The following is an 18,371-nucleotide window of genomic DNA, read 5'->3' as shown; positions in this document are numbered from 1 at the left end:
TCCTTTTAGCTTGCGTATATGTGCCTAATCCTCTTTGCCTGGAAGTCGCATCCAGACTACCCTTTGGTGGTCGCTGCAAATCGTGATGAGTTTTATGAGCGCGATACCCAAGCGATGCATTGGTGGCCGGAGCATCCGGAGGTCTTGGCAGGCAGGGATAAAGCCGATGTGCTTGGCAGCCCAGGAACATGGTTAGGTTTTGCCAAAACTGGTCGTTTTGCTGCCTTAACCAATGTCAGAGCCCCCAGTGAAAAAAGACCGGATACGCGAACCCGTGGCGAACTATCCCTGATGTATTTAGCGGGCAAGGATCGCCCTCAGGAATTTATCCAGACTCATGGGAAACGCTTTGACCAATACAACGGCTTTAATCTCCTCATGGCTGATTTCAGCAATCCTGAAAACGCTGAGATGCACTGGGTTAGCAATCGTCTCATGATGGGTCAACAAATTCGTCCGCGGAAGGTGTTTCCTGAAAACCCTCTAAGCCCGGGAGTCTACGGGCTCTCCAATGCCATGCTGGATACACCATGGCCTAAAGTCAATCACCGGATAGCGGCATTTGCTCAAACATTGGCGATGGATCATGGTGGACTCAAAAACGCTGATCAGTATTTGCGCTTATTGGCTGACACTCATGAGGCCAATGACCATGAATTGCCTTCTACTGGCGTGAGTAAGGATTGGGAAAAAGCCCTCTCACCTGCTTTTATCAAAACCTCTTCCTATGGCACGCGATCCAGTACGCTTTTAAGGGTTCGCAAAGACGGTGCTTTTGAAATGGTGGAGCGCCGCTTTGATGCCAATGGAACGATTGGTCATGATGTCATCACGGGCGCACTAAGCAACACATCCGGCTCCAATTTGTCGGTATAAATCGAGCCTATTCCCAACGAAGATCGTCGTTAATCACGCGCTCTCCTGCAGCATTGCGTGATGGTAAGCGCTTTAGGTACTTAAAGGTGCCTGTTGCCATACAGCAGGTCTCACCCAGATCGTTATAAAGCTTGGCTTCGCAAAAAGCCATCGTGGCAGTATTACGAACAGTCTCCGCTTTCACACGTAAGATGCCGTTCGCTGCTTGCATAAAGTTATTCTTTAATTCAATCGTAACCACACTACGATCGGCAGGATCAGCTGAGCGTGCAGCGACAGCCATTGCAACATCCATTAGTGTCAATAAAACACCGCCGTGCGCGACCTCCCAAGTATTCTTGTGCTCTGGCTTGAGCGCGAGTAGGATTTCGCCTTTGCCCATTTCTGCACTGATACAACGAACACCCAATAGCTTTAAAAAAGGGACGTTTAACTCCTCACCTAAATTAGCTAGTTGAGAGGAGGTTTGAGTTTGTAATGGCGATGTCATAGAGCTAATTTTAAGCCTATTGCTACCCGTTTTTATAGAGGCAACCCAGTTTCTAGAAACCCCATAGAATAGTAAAACTATGGCATTTTTACTGCAAGGCGATGATGTTCTGCATCAAGTCAATCCCACCCCCTTACCCGATCCATATTGGGTTGCTTTTTCGCCTTCTGCAGCTAAGCTGATCCAGATTCCTTTGGGGCTGACTCAACTCCCAGCCGATCCAAAATGGCTTGAAGTGCTTGCTGGAAACCGACTAGATTTAGAGTACAAAGCATTCCACCATCCTATTGCTACTGCCTATAGTGGTCACCAATTTGGCATTTGGGCTGGGCAGTTGGGTGATGGGAGAGCCATTTTGCTTGGTGAAATCAATGGCCAGGAGCTGCAGCTCAAAGGCGCCGGCAAAACACGCTATTCCCGAATGGGGGATGGACGAGCAGTACTGCGCTCCTCAATCAGAGAATTTCTCTGTAGCGAAGCAATGCATGGCTTGGGCATTCCAAGCAGTCGTGCACTTGCTGTGGTGGGTTCTAACCAAGCAGTCCGAAGAGAAACCATCGAAACTGCTGCGGTGTGCTCTCGGCTTGCCCCTAGCTTTATACGTATAGGACATTTCGAGCATTACGCTGCACTACAAAAAGTAGAACGATTGCAGGAATTAGCCGATTATTTAATCGATCATTTTTATCCAGCATGCCGAGTTAATGAAGATCCCTATCTTGAGCTATTTAAGGCTATCTCCGCAAGAAGCGCCGATCTCGTAGCGCAATGGCAAGCTGTCGGCTTCTGCCATGGCGTATTGAATACAGACAATATCAGCGCCTTGGGTCTGACGATTGATTACGGACCGTTTGGTTTTATGGATCAATTTCAAATCGATCATATTTGTAACCATAGCGATACCAGTGGGCGCTATGCGTATCATCGCCAACCCCAAATCATGCATTGGAATATGGCGTGTTTAGCCAGTGCGATGTGCCCCCTTCTAGAGATAAATCACCCAAGCGAAACAGCACAAGCATTATTACGCTCCGCTCTAGAAGAGTACCCGCAAAGCTACGCTGACAGTTGGCAGCGCCTGTTCAGGGCCAAGCTGGGACTCAAGACTGCAAAAGAAGACGATATCAGTCTCATCGAAAGATTATTACAAATCATGCATGATGCGAAGGTTGACTTCACCTTCTTTTTCAGAAAACTGGCTGAATACGATTCTATTCATCTCAAGCCACCGCAAGAGGCTCGCGATCTTTTTAATCATCTCGCAGTAATCGACGATTGGTTTAGAGAGTATGGTTTGAGACTTCAATCTGAGAATAGCGTAGATGCAGAGAGAAAAATTCTCATGAATACTTGCAACCCGAAATTCATTTTGCGCAATCATTTAGCTCAACACGCCATTGAAAAGGCTCAACAGCAGGACTTTTCAGAGATTAGTAAATTGTTGGCTATTTTGGAACGCCCTTATGATGAGCAGGAACATACTGAAATCTATGCAAACCCCCCTACTGCAGAGCATCGTGCTGTTGAAGTCAGTTGCTCCTCTTAATCACAGGAATGAATATGAAAAAAACGGATGCCGAATATAAATCTGCTTTAAGCGAGATTGAATATAAAGTCACTCGAGAGGCGGCAACTGAGAGGCCATTTACTGGAAAGTATTGGGACCATTGGGATCAAGGTCAATATCAATGCGTTTGCTGCCATACCCCTCTATTTATGTCTAGCACCAAATTTGATGCAGGCTGTGGCTGGCCAAGTTATAGCGCTCCAGAGAACGCATCGGCCATCCAAGAACTTAAAGACACAAGCCATGGCATGATTCGAACAGAGGTGCGTTGCTCAAACTGTAATGCGCACCTCGGGCATGTGTTTGAGGATGGCCCTGCCCCTACTGGCCTAAGATACTGCATAAATTCTGCTTCACTCCGTTTCGAGCCGAGTGATCTAGCGCAAGAGACAGATCACAAAGCAGCGCCTTAATAACGGCATAATCTGCTTATGAAATTCTTATTCGACCTCTTTCCCATCATCCTCTTTTTTATTGCCTTTAAGCTGGCAAACATCTATACGGCAACGATCGTAGCGATGGTAGCGACCATTGGTCAAATTCTCTGGGTCTACTACCGTCATCGCAAAATTGATGCCATGCAGTGGGTTAGCTTAGTACTCATTGTGGTATTCGGTAGTCTCACCATTTTCCTGCATGACAAAACCTTTATCCAACTCAAGCCTACTGCGCTCTACTGGTTATTTTCAGGCACTCTATTAATCAGTGCGCAATTTTTTCAAAAAAATTGGATCCAAGTTTTGATGGGTAAGCAAATCACCCTGAAAGCCCATAGTCAAAAGTCTGCATGGCAAAAATTAAATTACGCTTGGGCGCTCTTCTTCTTTTTGATGGGTGCTCTTAACTTATATGTTGCCTTTGAATATTCTGAAGATACCTGGGTTAACTTTAAGCTCTTTGGCAGCACCGGCCTCCTGATTGTCTTCATCATCTTGCAAGGCGTATGGCTATCAAAACACATGGAGCACGTTAGCGAATGAAGCTGAATCAACAGAGAATCGAGCGCTTCACGAATGATTTGCAGAAAGCCTTCAAACTATCCCACCTTGAGATAAAAGATGAGAGCCACCTACATGCAGGACATGCTGGGGCAGCCAGTGGTGGTGGTCATTTCAGAATTCATATTGTGGCCCCTGAATTTAATCAACTCAATGCAGTCGCAAGACATCGTGCGGTCTATGCTGCACTGAAAGATCACATTCCCTCAGAAATTCATGCGCTGAGTATTCATGCATTTGCGCCAGATGAAATTCCATCCTAATAGAGTGAGCCAACACATGATGATCCTCCACACAATGCTTCGAGTCGGTGATATGCAGCGCTCAGTAGATTTTTACACTAAGGTCTTAGGTATGAATCTGATTCGCACCACTGAACGACCAGAGCAAAAATACGCATTGTCTTTTGTTGGCTTTGGCAAAGGCAATGCAGATGGACAAGCGGAGATTGAGCTCACCTATAACTATGGGGTTGATTCCTACCAAATGGGAACTGCTTATGGACATATTGCGATTCAGGTACCAGATGCCTATGCAGCCTGCGCAAAGATTAAAGCCGCTGGTGGTAAGGTTACTCGTGAAGCCGGCCCCGTTCAGGGTGGCGATACCATCATTGCCTTTGTGACAGATCCTGATGGATACAAAATTGAGTTAATTCAAGAATAAGTGAAGTGCAAACGGAATTAACTGAGACGCCTTATCGTCTCGAACTTCTCAATAGTCTCTCTAAAGTGAGTCCCGAGCAGTGGGATGCCCTGCTGCTTCATCATGCCGGCCCTTTTCTAAAGCATGCCTTTCTGAGGAACTTGGAAGAAGCGGAATGTGTTGGGTCGGATACAGGCTGGCAAATTACGCACCTCATTGCCAAAGACCCTCATGGAATGCTTGTAGGGGCGATACCGCTTTATTTAAAACAACACTCTTATGGTGAGTTTGTGTTCGATTGGGCTTGGGCTGAGGCTTATCATCAACTCGGTAAATCCTATTACCCCAAACTGCTGAGTGCGATCCCCTTTACCCCTGTTCAGGGAGCCAGAGTCTTGGCTAAGGTAGGCAAAGACCAAAAAGCCATCCAAAAATTATTGGTTGCTGGTTTAAAAGGGATTGCACTGGATAATGATCTATCCTCAATTCATATTCTTTTTCCCAGCGACGATGATGTTCAATTGCTGGTAGCGGAAGACTTTATGTTGCGAGATTCTGTTCAGTTTCATTGGAAAAATCAGGCCTATAAAGACTTTGAGGAATACCTGGCGGCCTTGAATAAAAAACGGCGCAAGAATATTCGTCATGAACGAGCTCAAGTAGGTAAAGAGTTAGTCGAGTTTGAGCACATTTCTGGCGAACACTCTACTGCAGCAGATTGGGAATTCTTCTATGAGTGCTATGCACAAACCTATTTAGAGCATCATTCGAGTCCCTATTTAAACCTTGAATTCTTGCTAAAGCTATCTAAAGACATGCCAAGTTATTTGCATCTCATCATCGCTAGCCAAGGAGGCAAACGGATTGCAAGCTCATTATTGGTCGTAGATAAAGCGGCAAGTAAAGTCTATGGACGCTATTGGGGTGCACTCAAATACATTCCCTGCCTACACTTTGAGACTGCCTATTACCAGTCCCTTGACTACTGTATCTCCGAGGGAATTCAGACCTTTGAAGGAGGAGCTCAGGGCGAGCACAAGATGGCTAGAGGCTTTTTACCCAAAACCTTAAAATCTGCTCACTGGCTTGCAAACCCTCAGTTTTCACAAGCTGTAAAACACTATTTAACAAGAGAAAGTGCCGGAATGGCAGCGTACGTAGATGAGCTCTCCGAGCACAGTCCTCTGAAATCGAATACAGTACTGTCGTGAGCAACGATAATTACATTCAAAATGCGGGCGATAGCGCCAATTCCTTATCAACAGGCGATGCAGAATCGGATTCTCCTTGTATTGGAGTCTGCACCACTCTCTATGATGAGATTTGCCAAGGCTGTGGACGCACCCTAGCCGAAGTCAGCAATTGGGTATTTTTTGACCCTGATGAAAAAGCACAGGTCTGGAACAGAATTCGCGCAGAGGGAACCGCGATGCGCTTTCAGCGCCAAGCTAAAGAAAATAAGAGCTAGATTAACCCGCTAGCGCTTGGCTGCGCAGATATTCTTCGTATGTACCCGAGTAGTCGTTCACAGTGCCATCCATCTTCACTTCAAGAATGCGATTGGCCAAAGCAGAAACAAATTCTCGGTCATGAGAGACGAAAATCAGAGTGCCATCAAATTTCTCAAGAGCGATTTGCAAACTTTCAATAGACTCCATATCCATGTGATTGGTTGGCTCATCCATGGCAAGGACGTTATATTTTTGCAGCATGAGTTTGCCCCAAATCATTCTGCCCTTCTCACCACCTGATAGCACTTTGACAGACTTACCAATATCATCGCCTGAGAAAAGTAAGCGACCCAAAGTTCCACGGATAGACTGGTCATCATCACCAGTGTTACGCCAGTTGTTCATCCAATCCATGAGCAGTTCATCTTTGGCAAACATCTCAGTATTGTCTTGAGGCATCACACCGACGTTGGCGTTTTCAGCCCATTTAACGTCACCGCTATCTGCAGGAATACCTTCAAATCGTTTGCTGAGAATGGTTTTGAGGAGGGTTGTTTTGCCCGCGCCATTTTGCCCAATAATCGCAATCTTTTCACCAGCACGAATACCTAGCTTGAGGTTTTTGAAAATCACACGATCGTATGCCTTTGTCAGCCCATTGCACTCTACGGCCATATTGTGCAATTTCTTTTCAGTATCGAAACGAATAAATGGGTTCTGGCGCGAAGATGGCTTGACTTCCACAATCTCGATTTTTTCTAACTGACGTTGACGTGAAGTAGCTTGACGTGCCTTTGAGGCATTGGCAGAAAATCGAGCCACGAAAGCCTGTAATTCAGCAATCTTTTCTTTAGCTTTAACGTTAGAGCTCAGCTGCTGTGTGCGTGCTTGCACAGAAGCAAGCATATAAGAATCATAGTTACCAGGATAGACCTTCAGAGTGCCGAAATCCATGTCCGCCATATGCGTACAGACTTCATTTAAGAAGTGGCGATCGTGGGAAATAATGACAATAGTGCTCTTAATATTATTCAGAATATCTTCAAGCCAATGAATCGAATGAATATCTAAGTTATTGGTTGGCTCGTCTAGCAACAGAACGTCCGGGTCTGAGAACAGAGCTTGAGCCAGCAAAACGCGCAGCTTCCAACCAGGCGCCACATTACTCATTGGACCGGTATGTTGCTCGATCGGAATGCCGATGCCTAATAAGAGCTCCCCTGCCTTGGCTTCTGCAGTGTAGCCACCATACTCTGCATACTTGCCTTCCAACTCAGCAGCACGCATGTAATCTTCATCGCTAGCATCAGGGTTGGCATAAATTGCGTCGCGCTCAGCGGCCGCTTTCCACATTTCTTCATGCCCCATCATGACAACATCTAAAACCCGGACATCTTCATAGGCAAATTGGTCCTGCCGTAATTTGCCTAAACGAACGCCTGGGTCTAGGCTAACGTTTCCGCTAGTAGGCTCAAGCTCGCCACCCAGGATCTTCATAAAGGTAGATTTACCGCAACCATTGGCACCGATCAAACCATAGCGATTGCCTCCACCAAACTTGACAGAGATGTTTTCAAACAGGGGTTTTGCCCCAAATTGCATGGTGATATTAGATGCAGTAAGCACGAATGTTTCTAACCTTAAGAGATACGATTTACAAAATGTGGATTTTTAACTTTGCTAGCCCTAAGGGCAGACAAGACCGCTATTTTAACGGGTCTAGCAATTTTGAATGGAAATTAGACTTTTACCCTAAATGGGGTGAAGTTGGTATTGATATCGTAATAATCCTCGTTTTCTTTCCTCTTGAGGAAATTGACCACCAAATAGGTCAATGGGGTGGCCAATACCTCCCAAGAAGTTTTCAAGAAATATTGCGCAAAAGCCACCTGAATCACTTCACTTGTTGGCCACAAGCCATAAAAAGCCAGCATATAGAACAAGGATGAATCAACTAATTCGCCGACGGCTGTAGAGCAAATGGCCCTCATCCACAGGTAACGCCCTTGTGTCTTAATCTTCAATTTGGCTAGAACATAACTGTTTACAAAACTTCCTGACCAAAAAGCCATCATCGAAGCCAAAGCAACTCGCCAAGAATTACCAAATACAGCCTCCATTCCATGTTGGTAGTTTTCCATGTAAGCGCCTGGTCCAGGTGGCAATGCAATGACAATCTGCGCCATGATGGCAGCAAATGCTAGCGCCGCAAAGCCTGCCCAAACTACCCTGCGATCATAAGCATAGCCATAAACCTCAGTGAGAATATCGCCAAAGAAATAGGAAATGGGGAAAAACAGAATCCCGGCCCCATAAATAAATTCGCCAAAATATGGCAAATGAATGACGGCTGCTTTACCCGCTCCAATAAAGTTTGAGCAAAGCAAAACTACTACAAAGGCAGCCAAGATCAAATCATAGTAGCGGTGGTGGCGTTTCTTTTCTGCCATGATCTGATCCATATCTTGGTTTATCCCGGAGTAAATTGCTTCAATATTTGACTTGCTGCAGATGTAAATGCAGCATCACTCTCATTGTCAAGCTCTACAAAGCAATCGGCACGGTATTTTGGAAAATTTCTAGCGATTGAGGACTGGTAAGAGGGATCGTAATGCTTAACCAATAAGTCCGTCACCAATTCTTCGAAACGCCCTGCATCAATCTGTTCACACCACTCGGCGATTTGTACTTTGCCGTAACGTGAAGTTAATAGAGATAACTTTTCTTTGAATTGATTTGGATTTTGTACAAAATGGGGGTATTCATGTAGCAGCCAAGAGACTCGGGTGGGGAGACTTGATCTGAGCTCAATGCAATGCCCATGCCGAATTTTTTCCATCAGAGCGTCCGGAATGTGGACACCCCCCACCTTCTTGCTCTCAGATTCAATAAAGATGGGATGGCTTGAATCAAGATTTTGTAGTGCATTCCATAGCCTAGTCTCAAAGCCTTTCTGAGATGGTTGCTCAATCTCAGGTTCATTGCCAAGCACCGAACCACGATGAATGGCCAAGCCTTCTAAGTCTAATACTGGTGCACCTTGCAGTTTGAGCTCTTGCAAGATCCGCGTCTTACCAGAGCCAGTCATGCCACAGATCACCTGAAAATCAAATTGTTTCGCAGCATGCTCAAGGTCATCAATCACTACCCTACGAAATCCTTGATAACCCCCTTCTAATTGCATCGCCTTCCAGCCAATCCGATTGAGCACATGGGTCAATGCTCCACTGCGCTCACCGCCACGCCAACAATAGATGAGAGGACGCCATTCACGAGGAAAGTCGAGGAAAGATTGCTCTAGGTGCAGCGCGATATTACGTGAAACAATTGCAGCACCTAATTTCTTGGCGGCAAATGGAGAAACCTGTTTGTATAGCGTGCCAATCTCAGCGCGCTCTTCATTATTCAAGACGGGGCAATTGATTGCCCCTGGAATATGGTCTAAGGCAAATTCAGCAGGTGAGCGGACATCAATGATGGCGTCGAATTGATTGCGCTCTTTTGTGAATTGAGCAATTTCCAGAATGTGTGAATTCTTGGGCTGCAAGCGCTTTCCTAAGAGAGCTTATCTAAAACATGCTTAGGCCAAGGCATAGACTTATTGGCCCGTAAATCGACCCACACCATAGTTGCCCCACCAGCAGCACACAAAACCTCAGGTTCAGAGCTTAGGGCCATGGTGTTAAAAACATCCACACTGGATTTGCCAATGTTGCCAACATAAGTCTTCACTAATAAATCACCGGGATAGGTCAGTTGCTGAATGAAATTACAGAAACCATTGACCATCAGCATGCCCTCCACGGTGGTATCCATTGGATATCCTAGTGCCGCAATCCATTCAATCCGGGCTTGCTCCATATAACGAAAGTAAACCGTATTGTTGACATGACGATAGGCGTCCATATCGCCCCAACGAATCGGCATCACCGTTTCATGCACCAGTTTTTTATTTTCAGGGATGTCGATCCGCATTCGAAGCAGCCTTAGCGAACTTGTTGGGCTAGCTGGTACAAATTGGTAGAGCGCGCACCAGAGCGGCAGAAGGCCAAAACTGGACCAGGCAGCGTCTTTAGCAAGCGCGCCATCTCAATAACCTGTTCAGGGGTAATTGAACCACTGACTACGGGAAGATAGGCGTAATGCAAACCCAGACTCTTCGCCTTGGCTTCGATCACTTCATTTAAGGGTTGGCTTGGGCCGCCTTCAAAATCAGGACGATTATTGATAACACTTTTATAACCTTGAGCAACTATTTCTTCAAGTTGCGTAGGGTCAATTTGAGGCGCTGTGCCAAAGGCATCATTGTGACAAGCAATTGCGAGACTCATAAAAACCTCAATATACTCAATTAGTTAATAAAGATCGATTTTAAATCAGTCTTGTACGGCTTTACTCATAAAGAATCTCTCACAGATTTCCATCCCAGCCAACATCGCAAGAATGAAGACCAAGGCCTTTAGATGCCCAACACCGAGAGCGACGATAGCTGGCCCGGGGCAGAAACCAGCCAAGCCCCAGCCTGCGCCGAAGATAAGACTGCCAATGACTAATGGTCGAGTAATTTCTTTTTTCGCCGGTAAGTGAAGAGTTCCACCAAAAAAAGACTGCGATCTTTTAGAGACTACATAAAAGCCACAAAGACCAACTAAGACAGCGCCCAGCATCACGAATAGCAAGGATGGATCCCAGTCGCCGGTGATATCCAAAAAATTGAGTATTTTCTGAGGATTGCTCATTCCTGAAATCATCAGGCCAAAGCCAAAGAGAACGCCAATGAGATATTGACTTAATAAGCTGAAATGTTTTTTCATCACAGCCTCACAAAAGATGACGCAGCACGTACACGATGACGAATCCTGAGAACATGAATGAAATAATCGCAACTAAAGAGCGAGGTGATAGACGGGATAGCCCACAGATTCCATGGCCACTAGTACAGCCTGATCCATACTGAGCACCAAAGCCAACTAGCAAACCTGCGAGGATGACTGCAGGCCAGCCGGCATCAATGATTTGAACCGGATACATATCCAATAAAAAGATTGCCAAAAGCGGGGAGGACAATATGCCAAGGAGAAGCACGATTCTCCAAATCCACATTTGTTTGACTGGGCGCAATAAGCCACCAATGATTCCACTAATACCTAAGATGCGACCATGAAGCAGAACATATGCTGAGGTAGCAATCCCTAATAAAACTCCCCCTAGTAATGAGGGTCCCGGAGTGAAGGCTAGCCAATCAATATGCATTATTCACTTTCAAAGTTAATCGCACGGGTTTGGCGACATCCTATATTGAAGATATCTTAGCCCTAAAAAGGCGCCAAAGACAAAACCAGGTAAAGCAATGAATGAGCCAAGCGCTAGAGTGGAAACTCCGCTGAGCCCCTGACCAATAGTACAACCCAAGGCAGTTACCCCTCCAAATCCCATTAGCACTCCCCCAATCAGGTGATTGGCGGTATCCTCAGGATTCCGAAAGGATTCCCAGCGGAAGGACTTGGTTGCGATTGCTAAGCTTGCAGATCCTAATACCATTCCAAATGCAGCAACAATCCCAATGGTGAGCACTTTGGATATATCACTATAAAACATGAACCAATCCAGCGTGTATGCATAGGGTGCAACAAAAGACAGGCTTTCCATTTTTCCGGAATTAGTGCCCAGGAATACTTCCTCGAGGGTATTCGGATCTTCAGCCAAATACCCTAGATGTCCAGATACCCACCAAACAGCACAGATCGCTAGGCCGACGAATATTCCAGCAAGTACATTTTCGATTGTCCAAAACGATTTACGAATGAGTGCAAACAAAATAAAAGCGCCACCAATCAGCAGTCCAAGAATTAAATGCAGTTCATCACGAGCAATGCCAGTGAGATTGCTGACTATGCTTGGCAAATCTTGTGGGGTGGCAAGGGATATGAATATCGTATCCAGCGTATTGACTCGAATCACACCCAAGAACCCTTTCAGTGACATGTAAGCACTGAGGCCTAAAGTTAAAAATACAATCAAGGATTTAAGATTGCCCCCACCAATTCTGACCAGAGTTTTACTGCCGCAGCCTGAGGCTAGCATCATGCCCAGACCAAATAGCGTGCTCCCAACCAGAGTAGAGACAACAAGTAATTTGCTAGAGGTATAAATACTTTTAAGTGGGTCGATTACTCCCAAAGTAGCCATCACAGTAAAGCCGATGATCGCAACGCCAATCGCGAGAGACCATTGTCTCAATCGATCCCAGCTGTCCATCAAAAATACATCCGCAATAGCCCCCATCGTGCAAAACGAGGTCTGTTGCATTACCGCCCCAAGGGCAAAAGTGATAGCGAAGGTAAGCCATAAAATAAGATGGCTCTGCGACATAATGTCTGGTGTGTTCATGGAATCAGATATTCAATTGCTAAAGGATCCAAGGCTGGACTAAAGCCCCTATTTTAAGGCTACTTAGCAATAGGCTTAAATATCAGCAATTCCCCGGTTTCCTTGGATTCCCAGGATGGTCGGCGTGTTTAATTTTGCTGCTTTGACTGTCTTGATGTCTTTCAGATGACGTGCAACCAAATCCCATATTGGCTCCCCACCCACCTCTCTGGAGTCTGCGCTTACTGGAGCCCAGCCAGCTACTTTATATTTTTTGTCCGCATCGAGTCGATGTCCATTGAGATACATCTCTGATATCCGATTGCCCATTGAGGCATTGGGATCAATGGTGTATTGAAGACCACCTACCCTAACCATGTCACCGCCCTGTTGATAATACGGATCGGGATTAAATAAGTTATCCGCCACATCCTCGAGGATGGTTTTAATTGTTGACCCTGTCATCAAGTTAACTGTAGTGTATGGATAGGTAATGGCTGTTTGATCGAGCAGCTCTTCCATTGTGATTGTTTGGCCAGGCAGTAATGTTGTTCCCCACCGAAATCCTGGTGAGAAGGCAATCTCCGCATCCTTCTGAGCCAATAAACTATCCAATATCACTTGATCAAAACTGCCGTTAAAGTTTCCGCGTCGGTATAAGAGCGTATCTGTTCTTGCCAATGGTTCTTGGAGGCGATGTTCATATGGGCTTCGCATCTGATGGATGAGGTCTGACATGGACGAATCTGCCGGGATCAGATTCGAAAAAATCGGTAGCAGCTTATATCTAAAGTCAACGGGCCTTCCGCCCTTGACATTAAAATCGAGCACACCTAAAAATTTTCCATTAGAACCGGCATTGGTCACCAAGGTGACACCACCAGCATTGCTGACCTTAACTGGAATAGGCACACCATCATGAGTATGGCCTCCCAAAATAGCGTGTAGCCCTCGCACGCGTGACGCTAGTTTTAAATCCACATCCATGCCATTATGTGACAGCAAGACAACGACTTTGGCACCCTTTTTCACCACTTCATCGATTGTCTTTTGAAGTCGTTCTTCTTGAATGCCAAAGGTCCAATTTGGGGTGAAATACGCTGGGTTAGCAATTGGGGTGTAAGGAAAGGCTTGACCAATGATAGCGACCTGAACACCGTTCATACTTCTCAGTGAATAAGATGGGAAGACAGGATCAGCAAAGTCAGTCGTTGTCACGTTCTGAGCAATCAATTCGATTTTCCCTTTGAAGTCTGTATTGATGATTTCCATTACCCGAGCCTCGCCTAGGGTCATCTCCCAATGGGCAGTCATCACATCAACCCCCAGAGCCAATGCGGCACTAGCCATATCCTGGCCATTAGACCAAAGGGCTGTTGCAGAACCCTGCCAAGTATCTCCACCGTCCAGAAGCAAAGCGCCAGGTCTTGATGCCTTTAATTGTTTAACGAGGGTAGATAGATGAGCAAAGCCACCCATCTGACCGTAGGTATGGGCTGCATCATTAAAGTGAAGGTAAGTAAAAGCATGCGCATCACGGGTGCTGGCAGGCATGTGATTGGCGTTAAGAAAGAAGTCGCCAACCAAATGCGGCATAGTATTTTTTTGGGATCCGACGCCGAGATTAACATTGGGCTCACGGAAATACATGGGCAGCAACTGCGCATGACAATCTGTAAAGTGCAGTAGATGGACATTGCCGAACTTAGGCAGTTCATAGAATTGCTGTGCAGACTTTTGTGCAGCGGTAAGAGAGGAATGCAGTCCTAAACCACCAGCAGATGCAATTGCTAGCGTTTGCAAAAACTCTCTTCGATTAACCGACATGAATTACTGATTTACTGGTGATGCTGGGTCTAGTAACAAAGCCATCAGATCCTGAATTTGCTTTTGATCCAAAATTTTGAAATGGGCAAAACGTGGCATATTGCTACAAGCGTTATAGGCTTTTGAGTTGCTGATGCGATTCCAGGTATAGACCAGCACCTCTTGGGAATAGCCTCGGTTCTTGCCGTAATTCCAGAGGCTGGGGCCGATATTGCCATGCGCAATCTCTTTTTGATTAATCTGATGGCAGTTATAACAACCTCCTCCATTTGGAGTAGATGCAGTATCAGACCAGGTATCACCACGCCCACTTTGGGCGATCGCCTCACCATTCTTCCAGTCGCCTAAATATTGGCCATCTGAAGGCGGGGCTATGGACGCCATATTGAGCTTTTGAATCTCCTCAGCTTTCTTCATCCCGGCAGCAGTAGAGACCAATTTAGGGTCTGAGCAAAAACGCTGCGTAGCATCTTGGATGATTCGATCAACTCCTGCCATACCCTGAGACCTAAAACTCTCTTTCATCATGCGATTAAATTGCAAATCCGAGGAATGCTGGGCTAAGGCAGCTGTAGAGCCCAATAGCGCAGCGATCAAAATCGATAGGAATAATTTCATCGTGCTATCTCTTCAAGCCTGGGGTTTGAATAATGCCGCCGTTGGCATTCTTGGCCATGAACATCGATAAGGCAATAGTCACTTCAGAGCCGTAAATCGGGAAGGGGAAACGCTGCTGTCTAAAGCAATCATTTAAACGCTGTTGCATAGTCCAAAATTGACCACTAGAAACTCGATAAGCTGGCCATGAACCCCACCCTGCTATTGCTCCATCATGGGTAGTGAGATTCGGCAAGTCTTGTAAACGAATCCGTTTACCATCACTTCCATGGCATGAGGCGCATGAGAAATCAAATGGACCAGCCTCATAATAAAAAGCCCGCTTGCCTAACTCGTACATTACTTTTTCTTGCGGATGAGATGTGCTCACATGGACTTTTTGCCCCTTAGAATGGGTCACCACATAGGCCACAATAGCGTCCATATCCTTCTTGGGTCCTTCGCCAAACTTTGCATCAATAATGCTTTGTGAAGGAATTCCCTGGAGTGTTTGCATACAAGTCATCAGGCGAGACTCGAGATCTTGTACCCGATTGGTGTCTTTAAAATACTTGGGGAGTTGGGCTGCAGCACCATCGACTACTCCAGGCCCCAAACCTAAATTGCATTTTTCAAGAGAGGCATTTTTAGGGCCCGAAGGTTTTTTCCACAACTCTTCACCAGCCATCTCATACAACTCCGATGGATTGCCATCAGCAATCATCTCGCGGTATTTGGCGATATCGTCGGCAGTAGATTGCGAAAAGACCTGCACACTCCAGGCCATCATTACTGGAACTGAAATCCATTTGAGCAGTGTTACTGCATGCTTAGACATAAGAATCACTATTACGAAACAGTGGCTTCATCAGTACGTTTATCACCCTTGGTATCGATCCAGCTGACTACCAACCTATCGCCCTTGGATCCCTTGTATTTGAAGTTTAGGAAAGGGTCTTTTGAGACGCCAGGTCCAAACTCTGCATTGAATACATCTTTACCTTGTGCTTTTACATTGAGCATATTGATAAACCAGGCAGGAATCATTTTTCCGCTAGCATCTTTACGCTGCCCTGATTCCATATCGTGCTTCATTAAAATCTTCACGTCAACGATGCCATCTTTTTCGGCGGCTCGGATGCGCATTGGATCAGACATTCTGTGTTCTCCTTAAATTGATTGGTCTTGAGCGTGGCTTCACTGAAAGTGATCAGCCACCACAGCCACCCAAAGTGACTTTGATTTCCTTAACAGCCATGGCCCATTTGCCATCAGCCTTAACCAAGGCATACACATTTGAGGTTTGACCCATCTTGATGCGCGTAGTCACAAAAGATTCGGTGCCCGCTGGAATAAAGAATTGCGCAGCCAATACCGCAGGATTTTTCTCCACCAAAATAGCCATTTGCTCCGCTTTTAAAGTACTGGTGATGCTGACGGGGACAACAGCGCCGTTTTCAGCAATATCGGGAGCATTTAAGACTACCGTTGTTGATTTATCAGGACTTGAAGTACCTAAAGCCTTGAATACATCATCTAGACTTTTCCCTTCAAAAGCGGCCTTATTCCATTCCGCAGCCTGTGCAAGCGATATCAAACCCGCTGCAGACATCAAGCCAAAGACAGCGGAATACTTAATTAATGCTCTACGTTGCTGATTAATACCCATTGCAATTGATTTCCTAAGTAACTGGATGTTATCCAAATAATTGATTTTATTACCTAATATTAGCTTAATTTGACCGAGGAGATTCCTCAAATACCGCAATACAATCAGGTGGTGATCGATTTTGACTCAATCTTTTTATCCCTAAAGCTGGCTTTATGGACGATAGCGCTCATGATCCCCCTTGGGGTCTGGTGTGCATATCGCCTTGTAAATGCTGGATCATTCAAAGTGTGGCTTGAGGCCGGCCTCGCCCTCCCCTTGGTTTTGCCCCCAACGGTATTGGGTTACTACTTTTTAGTTGGCTTCGGAGGCACAACTGTTTTAGGTATTTCGCTGGTTTTTTCATTCACCGGAATCCTGATCGCATCCCTGATTGTGAATATCCCTTTTGCCATCCAGCCGATTCAACGTGCCTTTGAATCCATCGATCCCCAGATTCGGGAAGCCGCTAAAGTCTGCGGCCTTTCACCCTGGCAAGCTTTTCGTTTAATAGAGCTGCCACTCATCTGGCGCGGTATTTTGAGCGCCTCTGCTCTCACCTTTGCCCACACCCTTGGAGAATTCGGCGTGGTCTTAATGGTCGGTGGAGCCATTCCTGGAGAAACAAAAACTGCTTCGATAGCGATCTACGATAGGGTTCAAAGTTTTGATACTGCTGGCGCTGGAATGCTATCCCTACTCCTCTTGGCCATCTCACTCATTGCTATTGCACTATCTTATGGCTTATTTAATCCGCGTTATAGACAAAATCAGTTAGGCAGGCCCTAATGCTGAAGGTTCAGATTAAGCAAACCTATCCAATGCCGCTGCAGATCCAATTGGAATGTCTGCCTGGTGAGCTCCACGCATTAGTAGGTCCCTCTGGCAGCGGTAAAACTAGCACCCTAAGAGTGATAGCTGGATTGATGCAAGCCGATGAAGGCCACATTCAATGTGCTGATATGAATTGGTTTAGCGCTGCTCATGCCCAAATAGAAATCAATATCCCAACAGCCAAACGTTCGTGTGGATTTCTGTTCCAACAATATGCCTTATTTCCCCATCTCAGTGCCTTAGAAAATATTGCCATTGCACTACAAAATGCATACCCAAATACCAAAGAAAGGCGCGTCATTGCTCAGCAATGGCTAGAAAAGTTAGGCATCTATGATCTAGCGCAACGGATGCCACATGAGTTGTCGGGTGGCCAACAACAGCGGGTTGCCTTAGCAAGAGCATTGGCACGTGAGCCTCAGGTGTTGCTTCTCGATGAGCCCTTCTCAGCGATTGATATTCCCACCCGTCAAGAGTTGTATAAAACTTTGGCAAGCATTCGAAAAGAGCTGAGTATTCCCATCCTGCTTGTCACGCATGATTTGAAAGAGGCTAGCTTATTAGCGGATCGTATCACTGTGATTGATCAAGGCATTAGTCTACAAACCGCTAGTCCAAGAGTACTATTTAAAAAACCACGCAATAGCCGTGTAGCGCAACTAGTCGGCATTAATAATATTTACACCGGTATCTTTAGTGCTGGATCATTAAGCTGGGATGGATGCAACCGAGTCTTACAGGTGCTTGATAAAGGAAAAATTCCAGCTGGTCAGAAAGTTGCGTGGGTGATTCCCCAAAGTGGCATCAGCGTTCACGAACAAGCAAAGCCTAACAGGCTAGTTACTACTGTTCATCAGCTCAGCAGCATTGGTCAGATTGCATCAATTCAATTTCAGATTAAAGACAGCGATGTTTTTGTGAATTGGGAAGCTTCCTCTGCAGAGGTCAAGCGCTTATCAATACAGCTTGGCAGTGAAGCCCACATTGAGTTTGACACCAAGCAAATTCACATCATGCCTTTAAGACCCATCAACGATCCAAGGCGTCTTCAAGAAAGCCCCTAGTCAAG

The 18,371-nt window shown here is 45.8% G+C and carries 24 protein-coding genes; 10 read left to right on the top strand and 14 right to left on the bottom strand.

What is annotated here, in order from left to right; all coding sequences use genetic code 11:
* Positions 1 to 18: 18 nt before the first annotated feature.
* Positions 19 to 876 (top strand): NRDE family protein, encoded by an 858-nt coding sequence (locus ICU98_RS04395; RefSeq protein WP_215352985.1) that lies wholly within the window; start codon positions 19 to 21, stop codon positions 874 to 876.
* Between the two features lie 7 nt (positions 877 to 883).
* Here ICU98_RS04395 and ICU98_RS04390 read toward each other — a convergent pair whose 3' ends face one another.
* Positions 884 to 1,366: a PaaI family thioesterase gene (locus tag ICU98_RS04390; RefSeq protein ID WP_215335615.1), complete on the bottom strand. Its 483-nt coding sequence runs from the start codon at positions 1,364 to 1,366 to the stop codon at positions 884 to 886.
* A gap of 79 nt (positions 1,367 to 1,445) precedes the next feature.
* Between ICU98_RS04390 and ICU98_RS04385 the strand changes: the two genes are divergently transcribed.
* From ICU98_RS04385 to ICU98_RS04355, 7 genes are read left to right on the top strand one after another with little or no spacing between them, the layout of a single operon-like run.
* Positions 1,446 to 2,912, top strand: coding sequence for a YdiU family protein (locus ICU98_RS04385; protein WP_215352984.1), 1,467 nt, complete (start codon positions 1,446 to 1,448; stop codon positions 2,910 to 2,912).
* An 8-nt stretch (positions 2,913 to 2,920) separates the two neighbouring features.
* Positions 2,921 to 3,346: a peptide-methionine (R)-S-oxide reductase MsrB gene (gene msrB, locus ICU98_RS04380; RefSeq protein ID WP_215335613.1), complete on the top strand. Its 426-nt coding sequence runs from the start codon at positions 2,921 to 2,923 to the stop codon at positions 3,344 to 3,346.
* Positions 3,347 to 3,364: 18 nt separating this feature from the next.
* Entirely contained in the window at positions 3,365 to 3,913 is a 549-nt protein-coding gene (locus tag ICU98_RS04375; protein WP_215352982.1) for a septation protein A, read from the top strand.
* Positions 3,910 to 4,194 (top strand): BolA family transcriptional regulator, encoded by a 285-nt coding sequence (locus ICU98_RS04370; RefSeq protein ID WP_215352980.1) that lies wholly within the window; start codon positions 3,910 to 3,912, stop codon positions 4,192 to 4,194. Before ICU98_RS04375 ends, ICU98_RS04370 begins: the two co-directional genes overlap by 4 nt.
* A 16-nt stretch (positions 4,195 to 4,210) precedes the next feature.
* A complete protein-coding gene (gene gloA / locus ICU98_RS04365; RefSeq protein WP_215352978.1) occupies positions 4,211 to 4,597 on the top strand; it encodes a lactoylglutathione lyase in 387 nt (128 codons plus the stop codon).
* Positions 4,598 to 4,602: 5 nt separating this feature from the next.
* Positions 4,603 to 5,787: a GNAT family N-acetyltransferase gene (locus ICU98_RS04360; RefSeq protein WP_251365395.1), complete on the top strand. Its 1,185-nt coding sequence runs from the start codon at positions 4,603 to 4,605 to the stop codon at positions 5,785 to 5,787.
* 14 nt (positions 5,788 to 5,801) lie between these two features.
* Complete coding sequence (locus tag ICU98_RS04355; RefSeq protein ID WP_251365411.1) at positions 5,802 to 6,044, top strand: DUF1289 domain-containing protein; 243 nt, start codon at positions 5,802 to 5,804, stop codon at positions 6,042 to 6,044.
* A 1-nt stretch (position 6,045) separates the two neighbouring features.
* Here the strand turns inward: ICU98_RS04355 and ICU98_RS04350 are convergent, their stop codons facing one another.
* From ICU98_RS04350 to soxY, 13 genes are all read right to left on the bottom strand, one after another.
* Positions 6,046 to 7,653, bottom strand: a complete 1,608-nt coding sequence (locus tag ICU98_RS04350) for an ABC-F family ATPase (RefSeq protein ID WP_215352974.1) — start codon at positions 7,651 to 7,653, stop codon at positions 6,046 to 6,048.
* Positions 7,654 to 7,766: 113 nt separating this feature from the next.
* On the bottom strand, positions 7,767 to 8,477 hold the full coding sequence (locus ICU98_RS04345; protein WP_215352973.1) for a queuosine precursor transporter: 711 nt from the start codon (positions 8,475 to 8,477) through the stop codon (positions 7,767 to 7,769).
* Positions 8,478 to 8,497: 20 nt separating this feature from the next.
* The gene (mnmH, locus tag ICU98_RS04340; protein WP_215352970.1) at positions 8,498 to 9,574 is read right to left on the bottom strand and encodes a tRNA 2-selenouridine(34) synthase MnmH; all 1,077 of its coding nucleotides are present in this window, start codon (positions 9,572 to 9,574) and stop codon (positions 8,498 to 8,500) included.
* An 8-nt stretch (positions 9,575 to 9,582) separates the two neighbouring features.
* Positions 9,583 to 10,002 (bottom strand): thioesterase family protein, encoded by a 420-nt coding sequence (locus tag ICU98_RS04335; protein ID WP_215352968.1) that lies wholly within the window; start codon positions 10,000 to 10,002, stop codon positions 9,583 to 9,585.
* Positions 10,003 to 10,013: 11 nt separating this feature from the next.
* Positions 10,014 to 10,358: a TIGR01244 family sulfur transferase gene (locus ICU98_RS04330; protein ID WP_215352966.1), complete on the bottom strand. Its 345-nt coding sequence runs from the start codon at positions 10,356 to 10,358 to the stop codon at positions 10,014 to 10,016.
* Between the two features lie 45 nt (positions 10,359 to 10,403).
* Positions 10,404 to 10,841, bottom strand: coding sequence for a YeeE/YedE family protein (locus ICU98_RS04325; protein ID WP_215352964.1), 438 nt, complete (start codon positions 10,839 to 10,841; stop codon positions 10,404 to 10,406).
* A 7-nt stretch (positions 10,842 to 10,848) separates the two neighbouring features.
* Positions 10,849 to 11,280 (bottom strand): YeeE/YedE family protein, encoded by a 432-nt coding sequence (locus tag ICU98_RS04320; protein WP_215352962.1) that lies wholly within the window; start codon positions 11,278 to 11,280, stop codon positions 10,849 to 10,851.
* A 15-nt stretch (positions 11,281 to 11,295) separates the two neighbouring features.
* Positions 11,296 to 12,417: a YeeE/YedE family protein gene (locus ICU98_RS04315; protein ID WP_215352957.1), complete on the bottom strand. Its 1,122-nt coding sequence runs from the start codon at positions 12,415 to 12,417 to the stop codon at positions 11,296 to 11,298.
* A 75-nt stretch (positions 12,418 to 12,492) separates the two neighbouring features.
* The gene (gene soxB, locus ICU98_RS04310; protein WP_215352956.1) at positions 12,493 to 14,223 is read right to left on the bottom strand and encodes a thiosulfohydrolase SoxB; all 1,731 of its coding nucleotides are present in this window, start codon (positions 14,221 to 14,223) and stop codon (positions 12,493 to 12,495) included.
* Positions 14,224 to 14,226: 3 nt separating this feature from the next.
* Positions 14,227 to 14,841, bottom strand: a complete 615-nt coding sequence (gene soxX / locus ICU98_RS04305; protein ID WP_215352955.1) for a sulfur oxidation c-type cytochrome SoxX — start codon at positions 14,839 to 14,841, stop codon at positions 14,227 to 14,229.
* A gap of 4 nt (positions 14,842 to 14,845) precedes the next feature.
* Positions 14,846 to 15,610 carry a sulfur oxidation c-type cytochrome SoxA gene (gene soxA, locus ICU98_RS04300; protein ID WP_215353096.1) on the bottom strand — a complete coding sequence of 255 codons (765 nt, stop codon included), beginning with the start codon at positions 15,608 to 15,610 and terminating at the stop codon, positions 14,846 to 14,848.
* Between the two features lie 59 nt (positions 15,611 to 15,669).
* Positions 15,670 to 15,978, bottom strand: a complete 309-nt coding sequence (soxZ, locus tag ICU98_RS04295; protein WP_215352954.1) for a thiosulfate oxidation carrier complex protein SoxZ — start codon at positions 15,976 to 15,978, stop codon at positions 15,670 to 15,672.
* A 52-nt stretch (positions 15,979 to 16,030) separates the two neighbouring features.
* Positions 16,031 to 16,483, bottom strand: coding sequence for a thiosulfate oxidation carrier protein SoxY (soxY, locus tag ICU98_RS04290; RefSeq protein WP_215353095.1), 453 nt, complete (start codon positions 16,481 to 16,483; stop codon positions 16,031 to 16,033).
* Between the two features lie 117 nt (positions 16,484 to 16,600).
* On the opposite strand from soxY, the gene modB reads away from it, so the two are divergent.
* Together modB and ICU98_RS04280 are read left to right on the top strand one after the other, a co-directional pair.
* Complete coding sequence (gene modB / locus ICU98_RS04285; RefSeq protein ID WP_251365394.1) at positions 16,601 to 17,257, top strand: molybdate ABC transporter permease subunit; 657 nt, start codon at positions 16,601 to 16,603, stop codon at positions 17,255 to 17,257.
* Positions 17,257 to 18,366 (top strand): ABC transporter ATP-binding protein, encoded by a 1,110-nt coding sequence (locus ICU98_RS04280; protein WP_215352952.1) that lies wholly within the window; start codon positions 17,257 to 17,259, stop codon positions 18,364 to 18,366. Before modB ends, ICU98_RS04280 begins: the two co-directional genes overlap by 1 nt.
* Positions 18,367 to 18,371 lie beyond the last annotated feature (5 nt).

The sequence above is a fragment of the Polynucleobacter sp. MWH-P3-07-1 genome (genome assembly GCF_018687555.1).
Taxonomy (GTDB): Bacteria; Pseudomonadota; Gammaproteobacteria; order Burkholderiales; family Burkholderiaceae; genus Polynucleobacter.
The sequence above is the reverse complement of the archived record's forward strand: the minus strand, read 5'-3'. Positions and strand labels throughout refer to the sequence as shown.